Raw genomic sequence first — 18,689 nt, 5'->3', positions numbered from 1 at the left:
GTTATTTTATAAGTTTTATCTCACAAAAAAACATATCGTTCGTTAATTTCGAATAACACTGTCATTTTAGAAAAATGAGCGATACGGCTGTTGCTCAGCGTTTTATTCAACTAACGTTTGTTTTGGTGTTACTACAGTGATTGAAATGATGAAAGCAATAGCATATAACACAGCAATTGCTACAAATACCATCTTGTAATGCATACCCAAACCATGAACAATAAAACTAGCTAATTGGTTTCCTGATAGTCCGGCGGCGGCCCAAGCTGTCAAGGTTAACCCATGAATTTTTGAAATGGCATGCATGCCAAATCGATCTGCTAACAACGGTGGCAATGCAGAGAAGCCACCACCATAACCAGCGTTGATTAAGAAAAAAGTGGCAACAATCACGATTGGCATCAAACTAGCCTGTGATGGTAATAAATAAGCACTTAACGCCACAATGAGAGACATGATAAAAATAACACGATAAATTGTATTGCGATCCTGTAAGCGATCTGAAAAACTGGCAAATCCAATCCGACCAGCAGCGTTAAAGAAGGCATCAATACTCACAATCATCGTTATCGCCGCAACTGAAAATATAGCCGATCCACCACTTGTTTTAAGCCCCATGAGAATATCTTTTTCTTGCGAAATAATGGCTAAGCCTGCTGTAATGTTAAGATAAAACATAAACCAGATGCCAATAAAGTTTGGATTTTTTATCAAGTTTAAGGGGTTGAATTTATTGACAAGTGGTTTTTCTTGCCAATCAGCTGGTTTCTTAATTAAGGCTGCGCCAATCAACATCATAATGGCAAAAACAGCGCCTAAAATAACAAACATCTGCCATAAGCCAACATGTATTTGTAAACTCACCATAATTGGTGAGAAAATCATTTTGGCTAGTCCAAATCCTGCCACAGCTAGTCCTGTTCCAAGTCCCTTGTTGTCTTTAAACCAAAGCATTAAATTTTTAACTGGTGTTAAGTAACCAATTCCCAAGCCTATGCCCATGATAATCCCATAAAAAATATAGATGCCAAGTAATGACTTTTGATGAATACTAATACCGGTACCAACCATCCCAACAACAAAAAATAGCGTCGATAATAGTGCTGATTTTTTGATATCACGTTCTACAAAATGTCCTAAAGCTGCTGCTGACAAACCTAAAAATAAAATGGCAATCGAAAATGCCCATTCAATATTTGGTACAGTCGTGCCAATGTCGTCCGCAATAGCCTGTTTAAAGATACTCCATGCATAGACTGTCCCGATACTGCCATGAATCAGCAAAGCTGGCAAGGCTGCCCGCACCCATTTATTTTCCACAATAATTATTTTCCCTTTGTTATGTTATTATTATTTATCCTGAAGTTTTTTCATGTCATCGTTCTCTAACCTAATTTAAGATAATCTTTTTTCTGGTTGATAATTTATCGGCAACCAATCGAGAATACGTTCAATTTTTTGATCCCAATAATACCAATCATGTTCCCCCGGACTTGTCTCAAAAGTTACATCATATCCTAATGATTCAATTTGTGGTATGGTTTGTTGATTATTATCAAACAAAAAATCTTGCTCACCAATCCATGCATAAAGTTTTGGTAATGGTTGTTTGATAGCTGATTGTTTTTTTGCTAATGCAATAATATCATTTTCTGAACCTGTAAATTTTTTCAATTCGCCAAATATACCTTGCCAATAGGCGTTATTTTGCCATGAATCTCGTCCTGGGAAATTTGGATCGCCTATTAACGCACCAGATAATGACGCTGCATAACTAAACTGTTGCCCACTAAAAGCCATTTTAAACGCACCATATCCACCCATAGAAAGACCAGCAACAAAATTTTTGGCACGCTTTTTTGAAATTTGAGGAAACAGCGTCCCTATTTTTTGGGGTAGTTCATCAAACAACGCATCAAAATAATTCATACCATATTGGGTATTTGTATACCAAGCCAAGTCAGTTGATGGCATCACAACGGCTATTGGTGTTTGTCGGACTAAACGTTCGATATGTGTTCGACGTGACCACACTGCTTGATCCCCCGACATACCATGCAATAAATAAAGAACTGGTATGTCTTTTAAATCAGCAGCCGTCCAGTTTGGATTGTGATCAGACAGTTCAGGCAAAATAACGTTCATGACACGATCCATACCCAAAACCTGCGAATAATAATTCACCTGTAAAAACGCCATAGTATCGTACCCCTTTTTATTTTTTTACAAACGCAACTACCTTTTAAAAAAGACCGGTAATGACGCCATTTTCATCAATATCAATATCTAGTGCTGCTGGATGTTTCGGCAAACCAGGCATTGTTAAGATTGATCCTGTCATAGCGACTAAAAATCCTGCCCCAAGTTTAGGAACGAATTCACGGATATGAATGACAAAGTTTTTTGGCGCTCCTAGTTGTTTGGCATCATCAGACAATGAATATTGGGTTTTAGCCATAATAATGGGCAACTTATCCCAACCACGTTGCCTAAATTCTAATAATTGCTTTTGTGCTAAATGAGATAATTCAATCCCCTGACCACCATAAATTGTTTGCACAATGCGATTTAATTTATCGATAGGATCATCTGACGCTTGATAAAGTGGTGTAAAATCAGATTCTTGCGCACTTTTTTCAATAACTGCTGCCGCTAATTCTTCCGCCCCAACACCACCTTTTGCCCAAACCTCAGTCGTATAAGCTGTTGCCCCAAATTGTGCAACATATGTTTTGACAACCTGTAACTCAGACTCTGTATCAGCGCTAAAACGATTAATTGCCACAACAATTGGTACCCCATAGCGACCCATTGCAGTTAAATGTTGCCCTAGATTCTCTAAACCTATCTCTAGTGCATCAACATTCTCTGTGTTCAAATCTTTTAATGCGACGTTTCCGTGATGTTTCAGTGCTCTAATCGTTGCGACAATAACAATTGTATCTGGTGTTTTACCCAACAGCGGCACCTTGACATCTAAAAACTTCTCACCACCTAGGTCAGCTCCGAATCCCGCCTCGGTGACAGTATAATCTGCCAATTTCAAGGCTGTTTTAGTGGCTAAAATGGAGTTGGTTCCCTGTGCAATATTAGCAAATGGCCCACCGTGAATAATTGCTGGTGTGTGTGCCAATGTTTGTACAAGATTAGGCTTGATTGCCTCTTTCAAAAGCACTGTTAATGCACCAGCGACACCGAGATCTTTTACTGTTACAGGTTCTTTAGTGTACGTATAACCAACAACAATACGTGCAATACGCGCTTTCAAATCCATTAAATCCGTTGATAGCGTTAGAATAGCCATCAATTCCGAGGCTACCGTAATATCAAAACCATCTTCCCGTGGTACCCCAGAGGTTGGTCCACCCATCCCAATGTTGATATGACGTAAAGCTCGGTCATTGATATCCAGTACACGTTTCCACAAAATACGGCGTGGATCAATATTGAGCGGGTTTCCTTGCTGCAAACTATTATCCAACACGGCAGCCAATGTATCGTGTGCTGATGTTAAGGCATGAAAATCACCCGTAAAATGCAAATTAATGTCTGCCATTGGTACAACCTGTGCGTAACCGCCACCAGTAGCACCACCTTTCATCCCCATAACTGGTCCCAGAGACGGTTCACGTAAAGCAATCATGGTTTTCTTACCAGCAAGTTGTAGTGCATCAGCTAACCCAACAGTCACCGTTGATTTCCCCTCACCAGCAGGTGTTGGATTAATCGACGTCACAAGTATTAATTTACCCAGTGTTGCCTGTCGATTAACAGTCATATCTAGTTTTATTTTTGCTTTATCATAACCATACGGTTCAATTTCATGCGCCTGTAATCCAGCTATAGTGGCTATTTCTGTAATTGGCATAATATTGGCTGCCTGAGCAATTTCAATATCTGTTTGCATATCGTTTGACTCCCCTTTTACATTGTTCCGAATCATTTTTGAAAAAACAACTGCTTAATTCACACTCAAATCTTACATGACTTAATTTTTCTCATGACTGACTGCTTGATAGGCAATATCATGTCGATAAGCTAGTTCAGTATTCAACTGACTAATTTTGTTGTAAACACTTTTTTGCGCTAAAGATGCACTGATATCATGTGAAACTATTGTTACCACACGACCACCATTTGCAAGCCCTGCCTTAACACCAGCAAAATTAACAAGCAGCGGTGTTACTTCGGCTACTGAGGGGACAATCGCACCTTTAATAGGTGATTCTGGGTAACCTGCTGCGGCCAAAACAACGCCGACATAAACATCCGTTTCTTGCCATTTTGCTAACACCTGTTGACCAGCGATTAATCGGCTGATCAATTCATAAAAATCACCGGTGTATTGTGGCAAAACCACCTGAGCTTCTGGATCACCGAACCGAACATTAAATTCAATCACTTTTGGTCCTTCTTCTGTCAACATCACACCAGTGTACAAGACACCTGTAAAAGGCATATCTTTTTGTGCCAAAGCACTAATCGTTGGTTCGACAAGTTCGGTAATCGCACGGTTTTCAACGTCATCACTAAGCCAACGAACAGGGCTATAAGCACCCATTCCACCAGTATTCGGCCCTTTATCCTGATCAAAACGTCGCTTGTGATCTTGTGCTAACGGTGTATGAATCATAACCCCATTTTTCCCAACAAGAGAAAAAATTGAAAATTCAACCCCTTTTAGATATTCCTCAATAACTAGTTTAGTCGTGGTATTTTTTGAATATAAATCAGTCAAATAAGCTTCAGCTGCCATAAAATCAGTTAAAATAGTGACCCCTTTTCCAAGGGCCAAGCCATCAAGTTTAAACACAATTGGTACGCCGAATGCTTGTAATGCATCAGTTGCTTGTTCTAACGTGTCCACCGTCATAGATTTTGCTGTCGGTATTGCGTACTTTTGCAACAAATCTTTTGTAAAAGACTTTGAACCTTCTAGCTGCGCTGCCACTTTAGATGGCCCAAAAATAGCCAAATCAGATGCTTCAAACAAATCAACGATGCCTAACGTCAATGGTTCCTCATTGCCAACAAATGTCAAATCAACCGCTTCAGAAATGGCTAAATCACGAAGACCTAATAAATCAGTTACTGGCACAGTCATACGTTTTAATCCATCATCAGTCATACCATCATTTCCCGGTGCAACAATAACCGTCGTTACCTGTTCACTACGTAAAAATGTTTGTGCCAAAGCGTGTTCGCGAGCGCCAGAACCAATAATCAATACTTTTTTCATCATATCCTCTAAAATATTTATTTTGTGTTATAACCTATTTTATCAGATTTTTAAGAATTTTTGTTCGTTAATAAATTATCTTTTTCTCACAAAAGTAAATAATGTTCGTTATTAACGTCATGATTGCCCTTTCACTTAACTATTTAACGCAGCTTCACTGTGTTAAATTGGCAAGATTACGCCCGGTCAAATGGCATTTTTTGCGGATTTCAACTAGCATGTCATGTGTTTTTGGATTTGCAATCATAATAGTCAATGCGATTGGCATTGTACGTGTCATGTTGATTTCTCTGTGAGAAATCATAGCATAGAAAAAGCGCTACACTCAGCGCTTTAAATTAATTTTTAATGTTTGAAATGACGTGTACCAGAAAATACCAACACGACCCCTAACTCATCTGCTTTTGCAATTGAGTCTTTATCCTTAATTGAACCACCAGGTTCAACAATTGCTTTAATACCATGTTCAGCTGCATATGCCACAGAATCATCCATTGGAAAGAAAGCATCTGATGACAACACTGCTTCGCTATAACCTGTCTTATTTTCAGCTTTTTGTATCGCATAGACAACTGAATCAATGCGATTTGGTTGCCCTGCGCCCATGCCAAGTGTTTGACCATCGCGTGCTACAACAATTGCGTTTGATTTCACATGCTTGACAACTTTTTGTGCAAAAATCATTGCACGTAATTGTTCAGCTGTTGGTTGTGCTTTTGAGACAACTTCGAAGTTAGCTTCTGATTCACCAATCAAGTCACGTTCTTGTACAACGACACCACCCAAAACAGAGGTGACTTCCAATTTTTGTGAAATCGTCTGCGTAAATGGTAACGTCAACAAACGCAAGTTCTTTTTTGCCGACAAAATTTCAAAGGCTTCAGGTGTGAAACTAGGTGCAATAATAATTTCCAAGAAAATACCGTGCATTTTTTCAGCCGTTACAGCATCAACTTGACGATTCAAGGCCACAATACCACCAAAAATAGAAATATCATCAGCAGCAAAGGCCTTATCCCATGCTTCTTCTAAGCTTTCCCCTTGTCCGATGCCTGCTGGATTCATGTGTTTAACAGTGACTACCGTCGTTTCCTCAAATTCAGCAATAATACGCAAAGCGGCATCAGCATCACGAATGTTATTATATGATAATTGCTTACCATGCAAAATATCAGCATTTAATACTGAATATGCTTCTGGTAAGGCAGTCGTATAGGCTGCTGCTTTTTGATGTGGATTTTCACCATAACGCATATCATCAAATTTTTCATATGGCAATGTTAGATTTGTCGGAAATTCTGATACCGTTAAATAATCAGCAATTAACGCATCATAAGCAGCAGTATGTTGAAATACTTTTGCTGCCAATGACTTACGAAACGTTTGATCAACTTGATTAGCTTGCAATTTTTCAATCACAATATCATAATCAGATGGATCAACAATTGGCAAAACTGATGCAAAGTTTTTTGCAGCTGAGCGTAACATTGAGGGTCCACCAATATCAATATTTTCAATTGCCTCTGATTCTGTTACACCACTTTTTTGAATCGTTGCTTTAAATGGATATAAGTTGACCACAACCATATCAATTGGTGTAATGTTAAACTCAGCTAATTTTGCCATGTGGGCTGGTAAGTCACGTCGCGCTAGCAAACCAGCATGCACACGGGGATGTAATGTTTTAACTCGACCATCCAACATTTCTGGAAAATCTGTCACATCATCGATTGCAATCACATCTAAGCCCGCTTCAGCAAGAACTTTATGCGTCCCGCCAGTTGAAACTAATTCGTAACCCAATTCAACTAACTTTTGGGCAAATGGTACCAGACCACTTTTGTCAGAAACACTAAGTAATGCACGTGTCATTTTAAGAATACTCCTTCGTTAAGTAACTGTTCTAGTGTGTTTGGATACAAGACATGTTCGACATTATGCACGCGAGTTTCCAAATCCTGTAAGGCATCGGCGTCTAAACGTTGCACTTTTTGTTGCGCAATAATTTTGCCTGTGTCAATCCCATTGTCCACAAAATGCACGGTTACGCCTGTCGTATCAACACCCGCTTCGTAAGCATCTAAAATACTGTGTCTACCTGGGAAATTGGGTAACATCGCTGGGTGTAAATTAATAATTTTACCAGCATAAGCGTTAATTAAAGTGGGGGTTAAAATTCTCATATACCCAGCCAATAAAATACCATCGACTTCATCTATTTGCAACTGTTTCAAAATAGCTTGTTCAGCTTCTGGTTTGGTTTTATAATCTGAATATTTAATAAAGGTTGCTGGAATACCAAATATTTTTGCCAGATTCAATGCACCAGCTGCAGACCTATCAACAATTAAACGCACAATTTTTGCATCAAGTTGTCGCTGTAAAATAGCATCGTGTAACGCTTGAAAGTTTGTCCCTGTCCCTGATGCAAATACAGCTAGGCGGACTGATTTCACCATGGCGCTACCCCTTGAAATACAACGCTATCATCTTGACGTGCAGTCATTTCACCAATTAGGTAAGCTGGTTGACTGACTTCAGATAATTGCGCTATCACCTGTTTGCTATCTTCTGGCTTAACAACGAGCACCATACCTAAACCATTGTTGAATGTCAATAGCATATCATCAACTGACAAATTTCCTGCTGCCTGTAGGGTGTTGAAAATAGGCAACATGGGCCACGATCCCCAATTAACTTGAGCAGATAAGTTAGTCGTATACGCACGCGGCAAATTTTCAGTTAACCCACCACCCGTAATATGTGCCATTGACTTAATCATGCCTTGCGACACTAATGGCCAAACCGACTTAGCATATAGCGCAGTTGGTGTCATAAGTGTCTCTTGTGTCTCGGTAGCCAAGTGATTAAAATCAGCGTCAGTTTTAATACCTAACACATGACGGACCAAAGAATAACCATTTGAATGAATACCTGATGATGGCAAACCAATTAATACGTCTCCTAATTTGACACGATTTGGGTCCAATAATTGGTCACGTTCAGCTATACCAACCGCAAAAGCTGCTAAATCGTAATGATTTGGTGCATATAAGCCTGGTAATTCCGCACTTTCTCCACCAATAAGTGCCATCCCAGATGCTTTTGCTGCTTTTGCGACACCAGTAACAATTGTTGCCACAACTTCTGGTCTCATTTTATCAACTGCCAGATAATCTAACATAAAGGCCGGTTTTGCACCTTGTGCCAGAATGTCGTTAGCAACCATAGCCACTAAATCTTGACCAATCGTATCGTGTTTATTCGCAGCAATCGCGAGCAATAATTTTGTGCCCACACCATCAGCACCTGACACTAATACCGGATTTTTATAGTCTGATCCAAGTGCAAACGCTGCACCAAAACCACCGATGCCATCTAAAACGTTATCTGTATAGGTATCAGCTACTGCGTCTTTCATCAATTCAACAGCCTTTTCACCAGCTTTAATATCAACGCCTGCTTGCTGATATGCGTTTTGCTCAGTCATTATTCTACTCCCTGAATTGTTTGTGAGTCTAAGTGAATTGTCCCATCTGCCAAAGTCTCTTCGTTACGTAATGATGACACTTGGCGTGGATGATAAGTTGTTGTCGGTTCAGGGGCAAAATCAACAAGATCTTTTGCCACAAAATATGACAAACTGGCTGCATAATCATAAATCGGACTGGGATAATGACCATCAAAATAGGCAGTTGTCAACCCAGTACCTTGACCATCGTAAGGTAAATCAATCGCCTTGACAAGTTGATCAACAGATAAAAATCCAAGTGAATCAGCTTCTATTTTTTCACGCATTTCATCTAACGTATTATTAGCTCCCATCAATTCTTTGGTTGTTTGCATGTCAATCCCATAAAAGGACGGAAATTTAAAGATTGGACTAGCAATACGCACATGGACTGATTTTGCGCCGGCTTCTTTTAACATGCGTACGATAAACATTGAGGTTGTTCCTCGAACAATGGAGTCGTCAACTAAAACCACATTTTTGTCACGCACAACATCTTTAACTGCACTCAATTTCATTCGGACGGCACGTTCACGTTTATCTTGCGTTGGTTCAATAAACGTTCGCGCAATATATTGGTTTTTCACGAGACCCATCTCATTTGGCAAACCAGTGGCTTCAGCAAATCCAGCTGCTGCGGATAAACTTGAATTCGGCACACCAACAACAATATCAGCATCAGGCACTGGTTGCTCTGCAGCAAGTGCAGCACCCATACGTTTGCGCGCTTTATGCACGTTGACACCATAAATTGTCGAATCGGGACGAGCAAAATAAATATATTCCATTGAATCAATATTCAATGTGGTGTTTTTGGTATAACTATCAATGGTCAAACCATTGTCATCAATTGCCAATAATTCACCAGGTTGGACATCACGAACAAAACGTGCGCCAATGACATCTAGTGCAGCTGTCTCAGATGTTACAATATAATTGCCTTCAGGCATTTGTCCAACAACAAATGGGCGAAATGCATGCGGATCAAGCGCGGCATACATGCCATGTGGTGTTAACAATAAGAAGGCAAAACCACCACGAACAATATTAAGCGCTTCTTTTAACTTTCCCACAAATGTATTTGCTTTTGATCGTCGAATCAAGTGTAACAAAATCTCAGAATCAGATGAGCTTTGGAAAATAGCACCCTCTTCTTCTAAATCTTTTCGTAAAGACATGGCATTTGTTAAATTGCCATTATGTGCCAAAGATATTTGCATATCGTGAAAATTCACCATGAGTGGTTGAATATTTTCAACACCATGAGATCCTGCTGTAGCATAGCGTACGTGCCCAATTGCAGCCGTGCCAGTTAATGCTTCAATACGTGCAGGATCCCTAAAGACATCGCTCAGTAGCCCTAAACCACGTTCCTGCCAGAGATGTCCTTTGTTATTTGAAACAATGCCGGCACCTTCTTGGCCACGATGTTGCAAAGCATGTAGGCCGTAATAAGTGAGTTGTGCGGCATCTTGTCGTCCCCAAACGCCAAAAATACCACATTCTTCATTTAGACTACGGACGTTCACACGTGTTTTTTCAGTTTGTCGGGCTAATCTTTGTGCGATTTGTTGCTGCTCTAACCCTTTAATTGCCATGAAATACTCTCCTGATAAACTGTTTGAATTTCTTTACGTGATAAAGTAATCGCTTGTGTTAGTGTATTAATCACAACATCTGACTCATTTGTTACTAACCCAATTTTCGTTGCTTGTTTACCAGCTATATGTTCAAAATCTGCAACTTTAGCCTGCGGTATACTGACAATAAATCGACTGGGTGTTTCAGAGAACAAATACTTATCCAACTGTTTCGTGGTAACATTAAAACTCAGATCGCCTGCAAAACTACTTTCTAGCAAGCCGACAATCATACCACCCTCTGAAAGATCATGTGCGCTAGCTAGTAAATCTTGCGCAATAGCTTGACGAACTAAGGTTTGTGATGCTAATTCTGCTTCATCATTAAAATCGAACAACTGACCACTGATTTGACCAACTTGTAATTTTTGAATTTCAGACCCATTGAAGCTGTCTGTTGTTTCACCAATTAAGTAGATAGCATCACCAGCATGTTTGAAGGCAATTGTCGTCGCTTGGCTGATATCATCCAACAATCCAACCATACCGATCATAGGTGTGGGATAGATTGCTTGACCATCAGTTTCGTTATAAAGGGATACGTTACCAGAAATAATAGGCGTATTAAGTTGCTTAGCCATATCGTTAATACCGGCTACCGATTGATCTAATTCGTAATATACTTCTGGATTATCAGGTGAGCCAAAATTCAAACCATCTGTAATTCCAATTGGCAGGGCACCCGTAGCTACAATATTCCGTGCTGCTTCAGCAACTGCCATTTTTGCGCCAACACGTGGATTGAGATATAAATAACGTGCATTAACATCCGTTGTCATTGCTAAGGCTTTTTTGGTCCCCCGCACACGAACTAGACTCGCATCTCCACCAGGTTTAATTACTGTATCAGCGCGCACCATGGCATCAAAATGTCTAAATAATGAGGCTTTGGAAGCAATCGTCGACTGTGCCATTAATGCCTTAATTGTTTGTTTAACCTGCGTCATATCGGGTTGATATTGTGTTTTTGAAACTGCTGACAATCGTTTTGGTGCTACCATAGGTAAATCTTGTTTTGGTGCATGCGTTAAGAAATTAATGGGCACATCTGCTACAGTTTGACCGTCAAATTCTAAGATATAGCGGCCGTTATCTGTTACTTCGCCAATAATGACAGCATCCAAATCAGCATCTTGAAATACATCAATGATGGCTTGTTCTTCACCACGTTTAACAACTAACACCATGCGCTCCTGTGACTCTGAGAGCATCAACTCATAAGGTGTCATATGTGACTCACGTTGCGGTACAAGATCCAAGTTCAACGTAATCCCCATGCCAGCTTTGGCTGCCATTTCTGAACTTGATGATAATAGCCCTGCAGCGCCCATATCTTGAATACCAACAATAATATCAGAATGGTCTTTAACAGCCTGAAGCGTCGCATCCATCACCAATTTTTCTAAAAATGGGTCACCTACTTGAACCGCAGAACGATCTGATGCTTGTGCTGTTGAAAATTCAGCAGAGGCGAATGACGCACCATTAATGCCATCACGACCTGTTTTTGCCCCAACATAAATAATCGAATTGCCAATACCTTTGGCCTGACCAACTTGCATAGCCGTTTGATCAATCAACCCAACGGCCATCACATTTACCAATGGATTACCAGCGTAAACAGCGTCAAAACTGATTTCACCACCAACTGTTGGAATCCCAATCGCATTACCATAACCTGCAATCCCTGCAATCACGCCATCAACAATGTGCTTGGTATGTGCGTTATCTAACTCACCAAATCGCAGTGAATCTAAAACAGCAATTGGTTGGGCCCCCATTGAAAAAATATCTCGTAAGATGCCGCCAACACCTGTCGCCGCACCCTCATATGGTTCAACAAAGCTTGGATGATTATGACTTTCTGCTTTAAACACGACAGCTTGGCCATCGCCAATATCTAAAATACCAGCGCCTTCACCTGGACCTTGTAACACACGTTCATTCGTTGACCAAAACTTGCGCAAAATTGGCTTTGATTTTTTATAAGAAACATGTTCTGACCACATACCAGAAAAAATACCAGTTTCAGTAAAATTAGGTAAACGTTTTAACTCTGTCACAATGAGATTGTATTCTATTTCAGTCAAACCCCACTGTGTATAAATTTTAGAATCGCGTACCTGCTCTGGCGAGAGTTCGTTATTTGTGACTGTTGTCATTTTTTTGCCTTTCATAAACGTCTTTGCATGAACATTAAGTATGTTTTTATGACTAGATCATGTCAGTTATGATTTGATTAAAATACCTGAAAGGATACTTTTAAAGAAGTTTTGTCCGTCAATATTACCAAGTACTGCATCAACTGCACGTTCTGGATGAGGCATCATCCCAAAAACATTACCTTGCTCGTTCATAATACCAGCAATATCATGCGCTGAGCCATTCGGGTTATTGACATAACGGAAAACAATTTGGTTATTCTTTTCAAGCTTATTTAAAGTGATTTCATCAGCAAAATAATTACCCTCAGCATGTGCAATAGGAATTAGAATTGTGTCATCATCAGCGTATTCACTGCTGAATGCTGTTTGACCATTAGCGATACGCAACGCAACTTCATCACAGATGAACCCTGGCGTTGCGTTAGGTAACAACTGTCCAGGTAGTAGACCGGCTTCTGTCAAAATTTGAAAACCATTGCATACACCAACAATTAATTTACCGTCATTTGCTGCCTGCGTCACCGCACTCATAATTGGGGAAAAACGCGCAATAGCACCTGTCCGAAGGTAATCACCATAAGAGAAACCGCCTGGCAAAAAAATAGCATCAAATCCTGTTAAACTATTTTGTTTGGCCGAAATAATTTCTGCATCAAAACCAAAATCTTGTAACGCGTAAAGCATGTCAAAATCACAATTTGATCCGGGAAAACTAATAACGGCCGCTTTCATGCATTCACCTCATCTGGTACCAAACTTAAGTCAAAACGATAAGTTTCTGTATTTTGATTAATCAATAAAGCATCTGTAAAGCTTTCAACTTCAGCAGTTGCAGCATCGACGTCTTTGGCATTTAACTTCACTTCAAAATATTTACCTTGAGCGACTTGTTCAATACCGGCGTAATCCATACGCTTAAGTGCCGACTTAATCACTTCACCTTGCGGATCTAAAATTGATGGTTTATAAGTGACATAAATTTTTGCTAAATACATCTGTATTTTCTCCTTAAATGACCTGTTGTAATCGCGTGAGGACTTCATGATAACCAACTGTGACATCGCCCGAATGTTTGCGAAAAACATCCTTATCTAATGAATTGCCAGTTGTTATGTCCACTAGACGCATATTATCAGGTGATAACTCATCAGCTAATAATATGTCGCCATTTTTAGTACGACCGAACTCTAACTTAAAATCAATCAACTGAATGTTGGCTTTTTGAAATAATTCTGTTAATCGTTGATTAATCATTAACGACTCGTACCGAAGTTTTGATAATTCATCACTTGTTGCATAGCCTAACGCTATAATTTGTGAATCATTCATAAACGGATCATCCAGAGCATCTGATTTATAATAAAATTCTTGTACAATCGGTGACAATTGTTGCATGGCCACCGCATCAAATTTGCTAACAAAATGTCCAGACGCATAATTTCGTGTCACAACTTCAATTGGTAAAATATTCAAACTCGTGATGAGTTCATCCGTTTTTGAAATTGAACCCAAGTAATGATTTTTAATACCATTTTCAGTCAAATAGTTGAATAATAACTGACTAATAGCACTATTGAGTTCACCTTTACCATTAATCGTTTCTTTCACTTTGCCATTTAGTGCTGTGGCCTGATCAAGATAATGTACCCACAATATATTGGGATCATCTGTTGTGAAAACCTGTTTTGCTTTACCCGTGTACTGTAGTGCACCACGTGTTACTGTACGATTGTCATATTCAACGCTGTCCATGTGTTTGACTCCATTCATATAATTTTTTGATATTATCTTCGCCAATGACTGTAATATGACCCATTTTACGATTATATTTAACGACTGCTTTGCCATAATCATGAAAGTGCCACTCAGAGTGGTTCACTAAATCTTTTCGAGCTTGCTGAATTTCATCACCCAATAAATTAAGCATAAGCGCTGGTTTTTCTAAAGTAATCTCAGGTAAAGGTAAACCTGTAATACTGCGAATATGGCCTTCAAATTGTGATACATTTGTCGCTTCAATACTGTAGTGCCCAGAGTTATGTGGTCGTGGCGCCAATTCATTGACCCAAACATGATCATCACTGATAAATAATTCAATACCTAAAACACCTCTTAAATCTAGTGCGTGAGCAATTTCAGTCGCAATTTGCTGTATTTTCTCTGTAAGCATGTCACTAATATTAGCAGGTACGACACTTGTTTTTAAAATATGATTAACATGCACATTTTCAGAAATTGGCCACATTGTCACCCTGCTTTGTGCATCACGTGTCACCATGATGCTAAGTTCTTTTTTAAACGGCACCTTTTGCTCCAGTATTAAGGTGCCCATTGGAAAATCTTTTATGAGCTGATCAACATCTTCTTGATTGTCGACGTGCCATTGGCCATGACCGTCATAGCCCCCACTCACTGTTTTAAGAATTGCTGGCAATTTTATTTTTGTAACGGCTGTTTTAAAATCTTGAGAATTATGCACTGCTATAAATTTAGCCACAGGTACCTTGGCAATATTTTGAACGACTGTTTTTTCTGTTAAACGATTACTCGTTATTTCGAGTAATTTCGTACCTTGAGGCAATATATTTTTGTGCTTGGCTAAGACTGCAATATCAACATTTTCAAATTCATACGTCAAAACATCACTACGTTCTGAGAGTTCCGTTAATGCTGATTCATCATTATATTCAGCAACAATTTGAAAATCTGATACTTGACCAGCCGGCGACTGTGCCGTCGGATCCAAAATACCAACTTTATAACCCATCATTTTTGCAGACAATGCCATCATTTGACCTAATTGACCACCACCAATAATACCGATCGTGGCTGGTGGTAAAACAATATTTGTCATACTAATTCTGCCTCACTATCAATAGATTTCTTTGTTTGTTGTTTTCGAAATGACACTAAATTTTGTCTCACACCCTCATCGTGTAACGCAATAATTTGTGCAGCGAGGATACCCGCGTTTTTTGCCCCGGCATCACCAATAGCGACCGTAGCAACAGGAATTCCGGCGGGCATTTGCACAATTGATAGTAATGAGTCTAGACCATTGAGCGCATGGGACTGCATAGGGACACCAATTACCGGAATAAGTGTATTCGCGGCAATCATACCTGGTAAATGCGCTGCACCACCCGCACCCGCAATAATCACTTGTAACCCATTTTTTTGTGCTGTTTGCGCGAATGTTTGTAACTGTTCAGGCATTCTATGCGCTGAAATCACATGTTTTTCAAACGTTATCCCGAGTTCATCTAATAACAACGTTGTTTTTTGCATAGCAGGCCAATCACTCGTTGACCCCATAACTACTGCGACTTGTGGCATATCACCCTCCATTGTTCGTGTTTTATTCCGAAACTCAATTCACATTTGCTATTCGTTCGTTTACTATTCTAATTTAACAGAAATCAACATAAAATGCTTCGCTTTTAAATAAGAAAATTCACACAAATAAAAAAATCGTTCGTGAAATACGAACGATCGCCTACTTTTTTTGTTTATTTACGAACGTTTGCTTTGTAAGCACTTTCATAAATTCAAAATCTTAATATTCGGTTATGATTCACGCGGAAAATATACCACTCAAAACGTTGCTTTTGTCATATCGTTTAGACACAAACATAAAAAGCTCACTTTGTAGTTCTCAATTAACGGCTCGTACGTGCCATACGCTTTTCAGCATAACCTAGCGCACGACTAATACTAAATGTTAACACAAAGTAAATCAATGATGTAATAAGCAACGGGAAGAATGGCTGGAAACTTGCGCCTTGCACAACACCGGTCTGGAACATTAATTCACCAACACCAATAACTGACACAACAGATCCTTCTTTAATAACGGTCACAAACTCATTACCCAAGGCTGGTAAGATATTTTTGATAGCTTGCGGTAAAACAATATATCGCATAGACTTACCCTTAGATAAACCTAGAGACCTTGCAGCTTCTGTTTGACCGTAATTAACCGAGTTAATACCTGAACGAATAATTTCAGCAACGTAGGCAGCTGAATTTAATCCCATTGCCAGCGCACCTGCAGAAAAAGCTGACAAATTCAATCCAATAACTTGTGTACCAAAGAACACCATAAATGCTTGAACTAACAAAGGCGTCCCACGGACATACTCAATATATATATTAGCAAGTGCCTTTAAGAGGAAGTTCGGTGATAGTTTAAACAGTGCTACAATTGTTCCAAGTACGGCACCAATAACGACTGCAATAGCTGCTAAAGCAAGCGTAATTAGTGTGCCTTTAATAAACAAATTACCATACTTTGCCCAAAAAGATTGTTTTGCGAACATTAATGTATTAGCTTCTTTTTGGTATTCTTTTAATTTACCAGATGACACAATATTATCTATTGATGCGTTAATTTTTGACTGTAACACAGGTGAATTTTTTCGCATTGCGATTGAGACAGCCCCTTCAGCTTCATTTGGCTTTGGGAAAATAACTTGGAGTGCTTTATTTTGTTGTGCATATGCCCCAGAGATTGGATCATTCAGAACAACGCCTGAAATTTTCCCCGCTGACAACTGAGACACCAAATCTGGTACCTTTTGTATGCTAACTAATGTTGCTGAGGACATGTTATTTTGCACAAAAGTTTCTTGTGTTGTTTGCCGCTGTGCACCAACTTTTTTACCTGCAAATGAATCAACATTTGTTGTAAATTGTGGGGCATTCTTTTTTAAAATTAGTATGGTTTGTTTAGGTGACATGTAAGATTTTGAAAAATCCACAATTTTTTCACGTTCAGGCGTTGCATTAATGCCCGAAATAATCACATCAATTTTACCGGTTTGTACAGCGCCAATTAACCCATCAAATCCCATTTCTTTAATTTGAATTTTTACGCCCAAATCTTTAGCAATCTGCCTAGCCATAGACACTTCAAAACCGACGATTTGATCACGGCCATTCACTGTCGCATGAAATTCAAATGGTGCATAGTCAGCTGACAAGCCTACGATTAAAACCCCACGTTTCTTAATTGCAGCATAGGCTGGGTCTGTATCTGCCGCCTGCGTTTGCGGAACAAATACCAAAAACATTGGTAGTAATAGCATCAGTCCCAACGCCATGACAGTTATCTTTTTTACAATTTTATGTATCATATTTTCAATTCTCCTATATCCTAATTAACGTATTTAATCATAACCTGTTATGAATTTTTATGCAACATTACCCGGTGTTTATTCACTAATAAAGTGTATATTGTCTGAACAGCTGCATAAAACATCACAAAAAAACGCCACAAAGTGACGTCACCTGTTGTAAGCATCTGTAGGCCATGTTTTGTTCCAGTGATATGCAGGCACATACCACCTTCGGTAATCATCTATCTAAGTTTGTTGCCAAACCATACCGACCATCGCTTCAATTTGCTAGATCAGCCGCCCCTACCAAAAGTTTGGGTTGCCCACTTGTGGGGTTTACCTCGTCTCAAACGCTAATTTTCATTAACGCGTACGTTTCTATGGCACCTTCGAGTCTATTAAGACATAGCCGCAACCTTAGCCTTTTCGACTGCCGTGACATTACTGCCCCTGGGCTTATTCTTTATCCCAGCACAAACACTACAATCATCTCAGATTGTGTGAGCATGGACCTTCCTCACGCTAGAAATATAGCGCGCAATTACCCGATACTTACAAATTAAAAATATTAACACACACAACTTAAGATATAATCCGTTGACTAGTAGCCAATGACATTAACTATTTTCAGCATCATGTCCGAATACAGCACGCTCTAAATTAGCAACACGCTTAATCAAATCTAAATTAGTTACTGGTGCTGGTTTAGGTACTTCTACTATAGGTGCCACGTATGGCGCCTCAGAAACAACCGTAGCTGCTACTGGAACTGCTTGTTGTTTAACAGCTACTAATTGTTCCTGAGAAGTCTTTAAGGCCGCCTGCAAGCGCGCAACTTCATTTTGTAATTGATCAATACGCCCAGCATAAGCACCATAATCCTTGATGATATCATCTAAGAAATTATCCACATCAGCTGGATCATATCCAACACCCATGCGCTTTTGTTTAAAAACACGTTCTAAAATGTCTTTTTGCGTGTACTTTACTTGTTCCACAAGTTCACACCTCATTTAT

Annotated in this window: 17 protein-coding genes and 1 other RNA gene; all 18 read right to left on the bottom strand. The window is 39.4% G+C overall.

What is annotated here, in order from left to right:
- Positions 1 to 102: 102 nt before the first annotated feature.
- The 18 genes from AB3K24_RS04110 to gpsB all read right to left on the bottom strand — a co-directional run bounded on the left by AB3K24_RS04110 (position 103) and on the right by gpsB (position 18,670).
- Complete coding sequence (locus AB3K24_RS04110; protein ID WP_367973931.1) at positions 103 to 1,320, bottom strand: OFA family MFS transporter; 1,218 nt, start codon at positions 1,318 to 1,320, stop codon at positions 103 to 105.
- 75 nt (positions 1,321 to 1,395) lie between these two features.
- Positions 1,396 to 2,199 (bottom strand): alpha/beta hydrolase, encoded by an 804-nt coding sequence (locus AB3K24_RS04105; protein ID WP_367973930.1) that lies wholly within the window; start codon positions 2,197 to 2,199, stop codon positions 1,396 to 1,398.
- Positions 2,200 to 2,242: 43 nt separating this feature from the next.
- Positions 2,243 to 3,907 carry a formate--tetrahydrofolate ligase gene (locus AB3K24_RS04100; protein WP_367973929.1) on the bottom strand — a complete coding sequence of 555 codons (1,665 nt, stop codon included), beginning with the start codon at positions 3,905 to 3,907 and terminating at the stop codon, positions 2,243 to 2,245.
- Positions 3,908 to 3,988: 81 nt separating this feature from the next.
- Positions 3,989 to 5,239, bottom strand: a complete 1,251-nt coding sequence (purD, locus tag AB3K24_RS04095; protein ID WP_367973928.1) for a phosphoribosylamine--glycine ligase — start codon at positions 5,237 to 5,239, stop codon at positions 3,989 to 3,991.
- A 154-nt stretch (positions 5,240 to 5,393) separates the two neighbouring features.
- Complete coding sequence (locus tag AB3K24_RS04090; protein WP_367973927.1) at positions 5,394 to 5,519, bottom strand: hypothetical protein; 126 nt, start codon at positions 5,517 to 5,519, stop codon at positions 5,394 to 5,396.
- Positions 5,520 to 5,584: 65 nt separating this feature from the next.
- Positions 5,585 to 7,111: a bifunctional phosphoribosylaminoimidazolecarboxamide formyltransferase/IMP cyclohydrolase gene (gene purH, locus AB3K24_RS04085; RefSeq protein ID WP_367973926.1), complete on the bottom strand. Its 1,527-nt coding sequence runs from the start codon at positions 7,109 to 7,111 to the stop codon at positions 5,585 to 5,587.
- Positions 7,108 to 7,698, bottom strand: a complete 591-nt coding sequence (purN, locus tag AB3K24_RS04080) for a phosphoribosylglycinamide formyltransferase (protein WP_367973925.1) — start codon at positions 7,696 to 7,698, stop codon at positions 7,108 to 7,110. The genes purH and purN overlap by 4 nt, the downstream gene beginning before the upstream one ends.
- Complete coding sequence (purM, locus tag AB3K24_RS04075; RefSeq protein WP_367973924.1) at positions 7,692 to 8,729, bottom strand: phosphoribosylformylglycinamidine cyclo-ligase; 1,038 nt, start codon at positions 8,727 to 8,729, stop codon at positions 7,692 to 7,694. The genes purN and purM overlap by 7 nt, the downstream gene beginning before the upstream one ends.
- Positions 8,729 to 10,348 (bottom strand): amidophosphoribosyltransferase, encoded by a 1,620-nt coding sequence (purF, locus tag AB3K24_RS04070; RefSeq protein WP_367973923.1) that lies wholly within the window; start codon positions 10,346 to 10,348, stop codon positions 8,729 to 8,731. Before purF ends, purM begins: the two co-directional genes overlap by 1 nt.
- Positions 10,330 to 12,552, bottom strand: coding sequence for a phosphoribosylformylglycinamidine synthase subunit PurL (purL, locus tag AB3K24_RS04065; RefSeq protein ID WP_367973922.1), 2,223 nt, complete (start codon positions 12,550 to 12,552; stop codon positions 10,330 to 10,332). The genes purF and purL overlap by 19 nt, the downstream gene beginning before the upstream one ends.
- Before the next feature lie 66 nt (positions 12,553 to 12,618).
- Complete coding sequence (gene purQ, locus AB3K24_RS04060) at positions 12,619 to 13,287, bottom strand: phosphoribosylformylglycinamidine synthase subunit PurQ (protein WP_367973921.1); 669 nt, start codon at positions 13,285 to 13,287, stop codon at positions 12,619 to 12,621.
- Positions 13,284 to 13,550 (bottom strand): phosphoribosylformylglycinamidine synthase subunit PurS, encoded by a 267-nt coding sequence (purS, locus tag AB3K24_RS04055; protein WP_367973920.1) that lies wholly within the window; start codon positions 13,548 to 13,550, stop codon positions 13,284 to 13,286. Before purS ends, purQ begins: the two co-directional genes overlap by 4 nt.
- 13 nt (positions 13,551 to 13,563) lie before the next feature.
- On the bottom strand, positions 13,564 to 14,307 hold the full coding sequence (locus tag AB3K24_RS04050) for a phosphoribosylaminoimidazolesuccinocarboxamide synthase (RefSeq protein WP_367973919.1): 744 nt from the start codon (positions 14,305 to 14,307) through the stop codon (positions 13,564 to 13,566).
- On the bottom strand, positions 14,294 to 15,409 hold the full coding sequence (gene purK, locus AB3K24_RS04045; RefSeq protein WP_367973918.1) for a 5-(carboxyamino)imidazole ribonucleotide synthase: 1,116 nt from the start codon (positions 15,407 to 15,409) through the stop codon (positions 14,294 to 14,296). Before purK ends, AB3K24_RS04050 begins: the two co-directional genes overlap by 14 nt.
- Positions 15,406 to 15,891 (bottom strand): 5-(carboxyamino)imidazole ribonucleotide mutase, encoded by a 486-nt coding sequence (purE, locus tag AB3K24_RS04040; RefSeq protein WP_367973917.1) that lies wholly within the window; start codon positions 15,889 to 15,891, stop codon positions 15,406 to 15,408. The genes purK and purE overlap by 4 nt, the downstream gene beginning before the upstream one ends.
- Positions 15,892 to 16,214: 323 nt before the next feature.
- Positions 16,215 to 17,690, bottom strand: a complete 1,476-nt coding sequence (locus tag AB3K24_RS04035) for an ABC transporter substrate-binding protein/permease (protein ID WP_367973916.1) — start codon at positions 17,688 to 17,690, stop codon at positions 16,215 to 16,217.
- Between the two features lie 165 nt (positions 17,691 to 17,855).
- An RNA gene (gene rnpB / locus AB3K24_RS04030) (RNase P RNA component class B) lies at positions 17,856 to 18,225 on the bottom strand.
- 64 nt (positions 18,226 to 18,289) lie between these two features.
- Positions 18,290 to 18,670 carry a cell division regulator GpsB gene (gene gpsB, locus AB3K24_RS04025; protein ID WP_367973915.1) on the bottom strand — a complete coding sequence of 127 codons (381 nt, stop codon included), beginning with the start codon at positions 18,668 to 18,670 and terminating at the stop codon, positions 18,290 to 18,292.
- Between the last annotated feature and the right edge of the window lie 19 nt (positions 18,671 to 18,689).

The organism is Leuconostoc aquikimchii, assembly GCF_040838325.1.
GTDB classification, from domain to species: Bacteria; Bacillota; Bacilli; order Lactobacillales; family Lactobacillaceae; genus Leuconostoc; species Leuconostoc aquikimchii.
Note: the sequence above shows the minus strand (reverse complement) of the source record. Positions and strands in the feature narration are given on the sequence as shown.

Coding starts and splice junctions, on each gene's coding strand:
- purS (WP_367973920.1), bottom strand. CDS start 13,550: ATGTATTTAGCAAAAATTTATGTCACTTATAAACCATCAATTTTAGAT.
- purH (WP_367973926.1), bottom strand. CDS start 7,111: ATGACACGTGCATTACTTAGTGTTTCTGACAAAAGTGGTCTGGTACCA.
- purM (WP_367973924.1), bottom strand. CDS start 8,729: ATGACTGAGCAAAACGCATATCAGCAAGCAGGCGTTGATATTAAAGCT.
- purE (WP_367973917.1), bottom strand. CDS start 15,891: ATGCCACAAGTCGCAGTAGTTATGGGGTCAACGAGTGATTGGCCTGCT.
- AB3K24_RS04090 (WP_367973927.1), bottom strand. CDS start 5,519: ATGACACGTACAATGCCAATCGCATTGACTATTATGATTGCAAATCCA.
- AB3K24_RS04035 (WP_367973916.1), bottom strand. CDS start 17,690: ATGATACATAAAATTGTAAAAAAGATAACTGTCATGGCGTTGGGACTG.
- purN (WP_367973925.1), bottom strand. CDS start 7,698: ATGGTGAAATCAGTCCGCCTAGCTGTATTTGCATCAGGGACAGGGACA.
- AB3K24_RS04105 (WP_367973930.1), bottom strand. CDS start 2,199: ATGGCGTTTTTACAGGTGAATTATTATTCGCAGGTTTTGGGTATGGAT.
- AB3K24_RS04050 (WP_367973919.1), bottom strand. CDS start 14,307: ATGGACAGCGTTGAATATGACAATCGTACAGTAACACGTGGTGCACTA.
- purL (WP_367973922.1), bottom strand. CDS start 12,552: ATGACAACAGTCACAAATAACGAACTCTCGCCAGAGCAGGTACGCGAT.
- purF (WP_367973923.1), bottom strand. CDS start 10,348: ATGGCAATTAAAGGGTTAGAGCAGCAACAAATCGCACAAAGATTAGCC.
- purK (WP_367973918.1), bottom strand. CDS start 15,409: ATGACAAATATTGTTTTACCACCAGCCACGATCGGTATTATTGGTGGT.
- purQ (WP_367973921.1), bottom strand. CDS start 13,287: ATGAAAGCGGCCGTTATTAGTTTTCCCGGATCAAATTGTGATTTTGAC.
- AB3K24_RS04100 (WP_367973929.1), bottom strand. CDS start 3,907: ATGCAAACAGATATTGAAATTGCTCAGGCAGCCAATATTATGCCAATT.
- purD (WP_367973928.1), bottom strand. CDS start 5,239: ATGAAAAAAGTATTGATTATTGGTTCTGGCGCTCGCGAACACGCTTTG.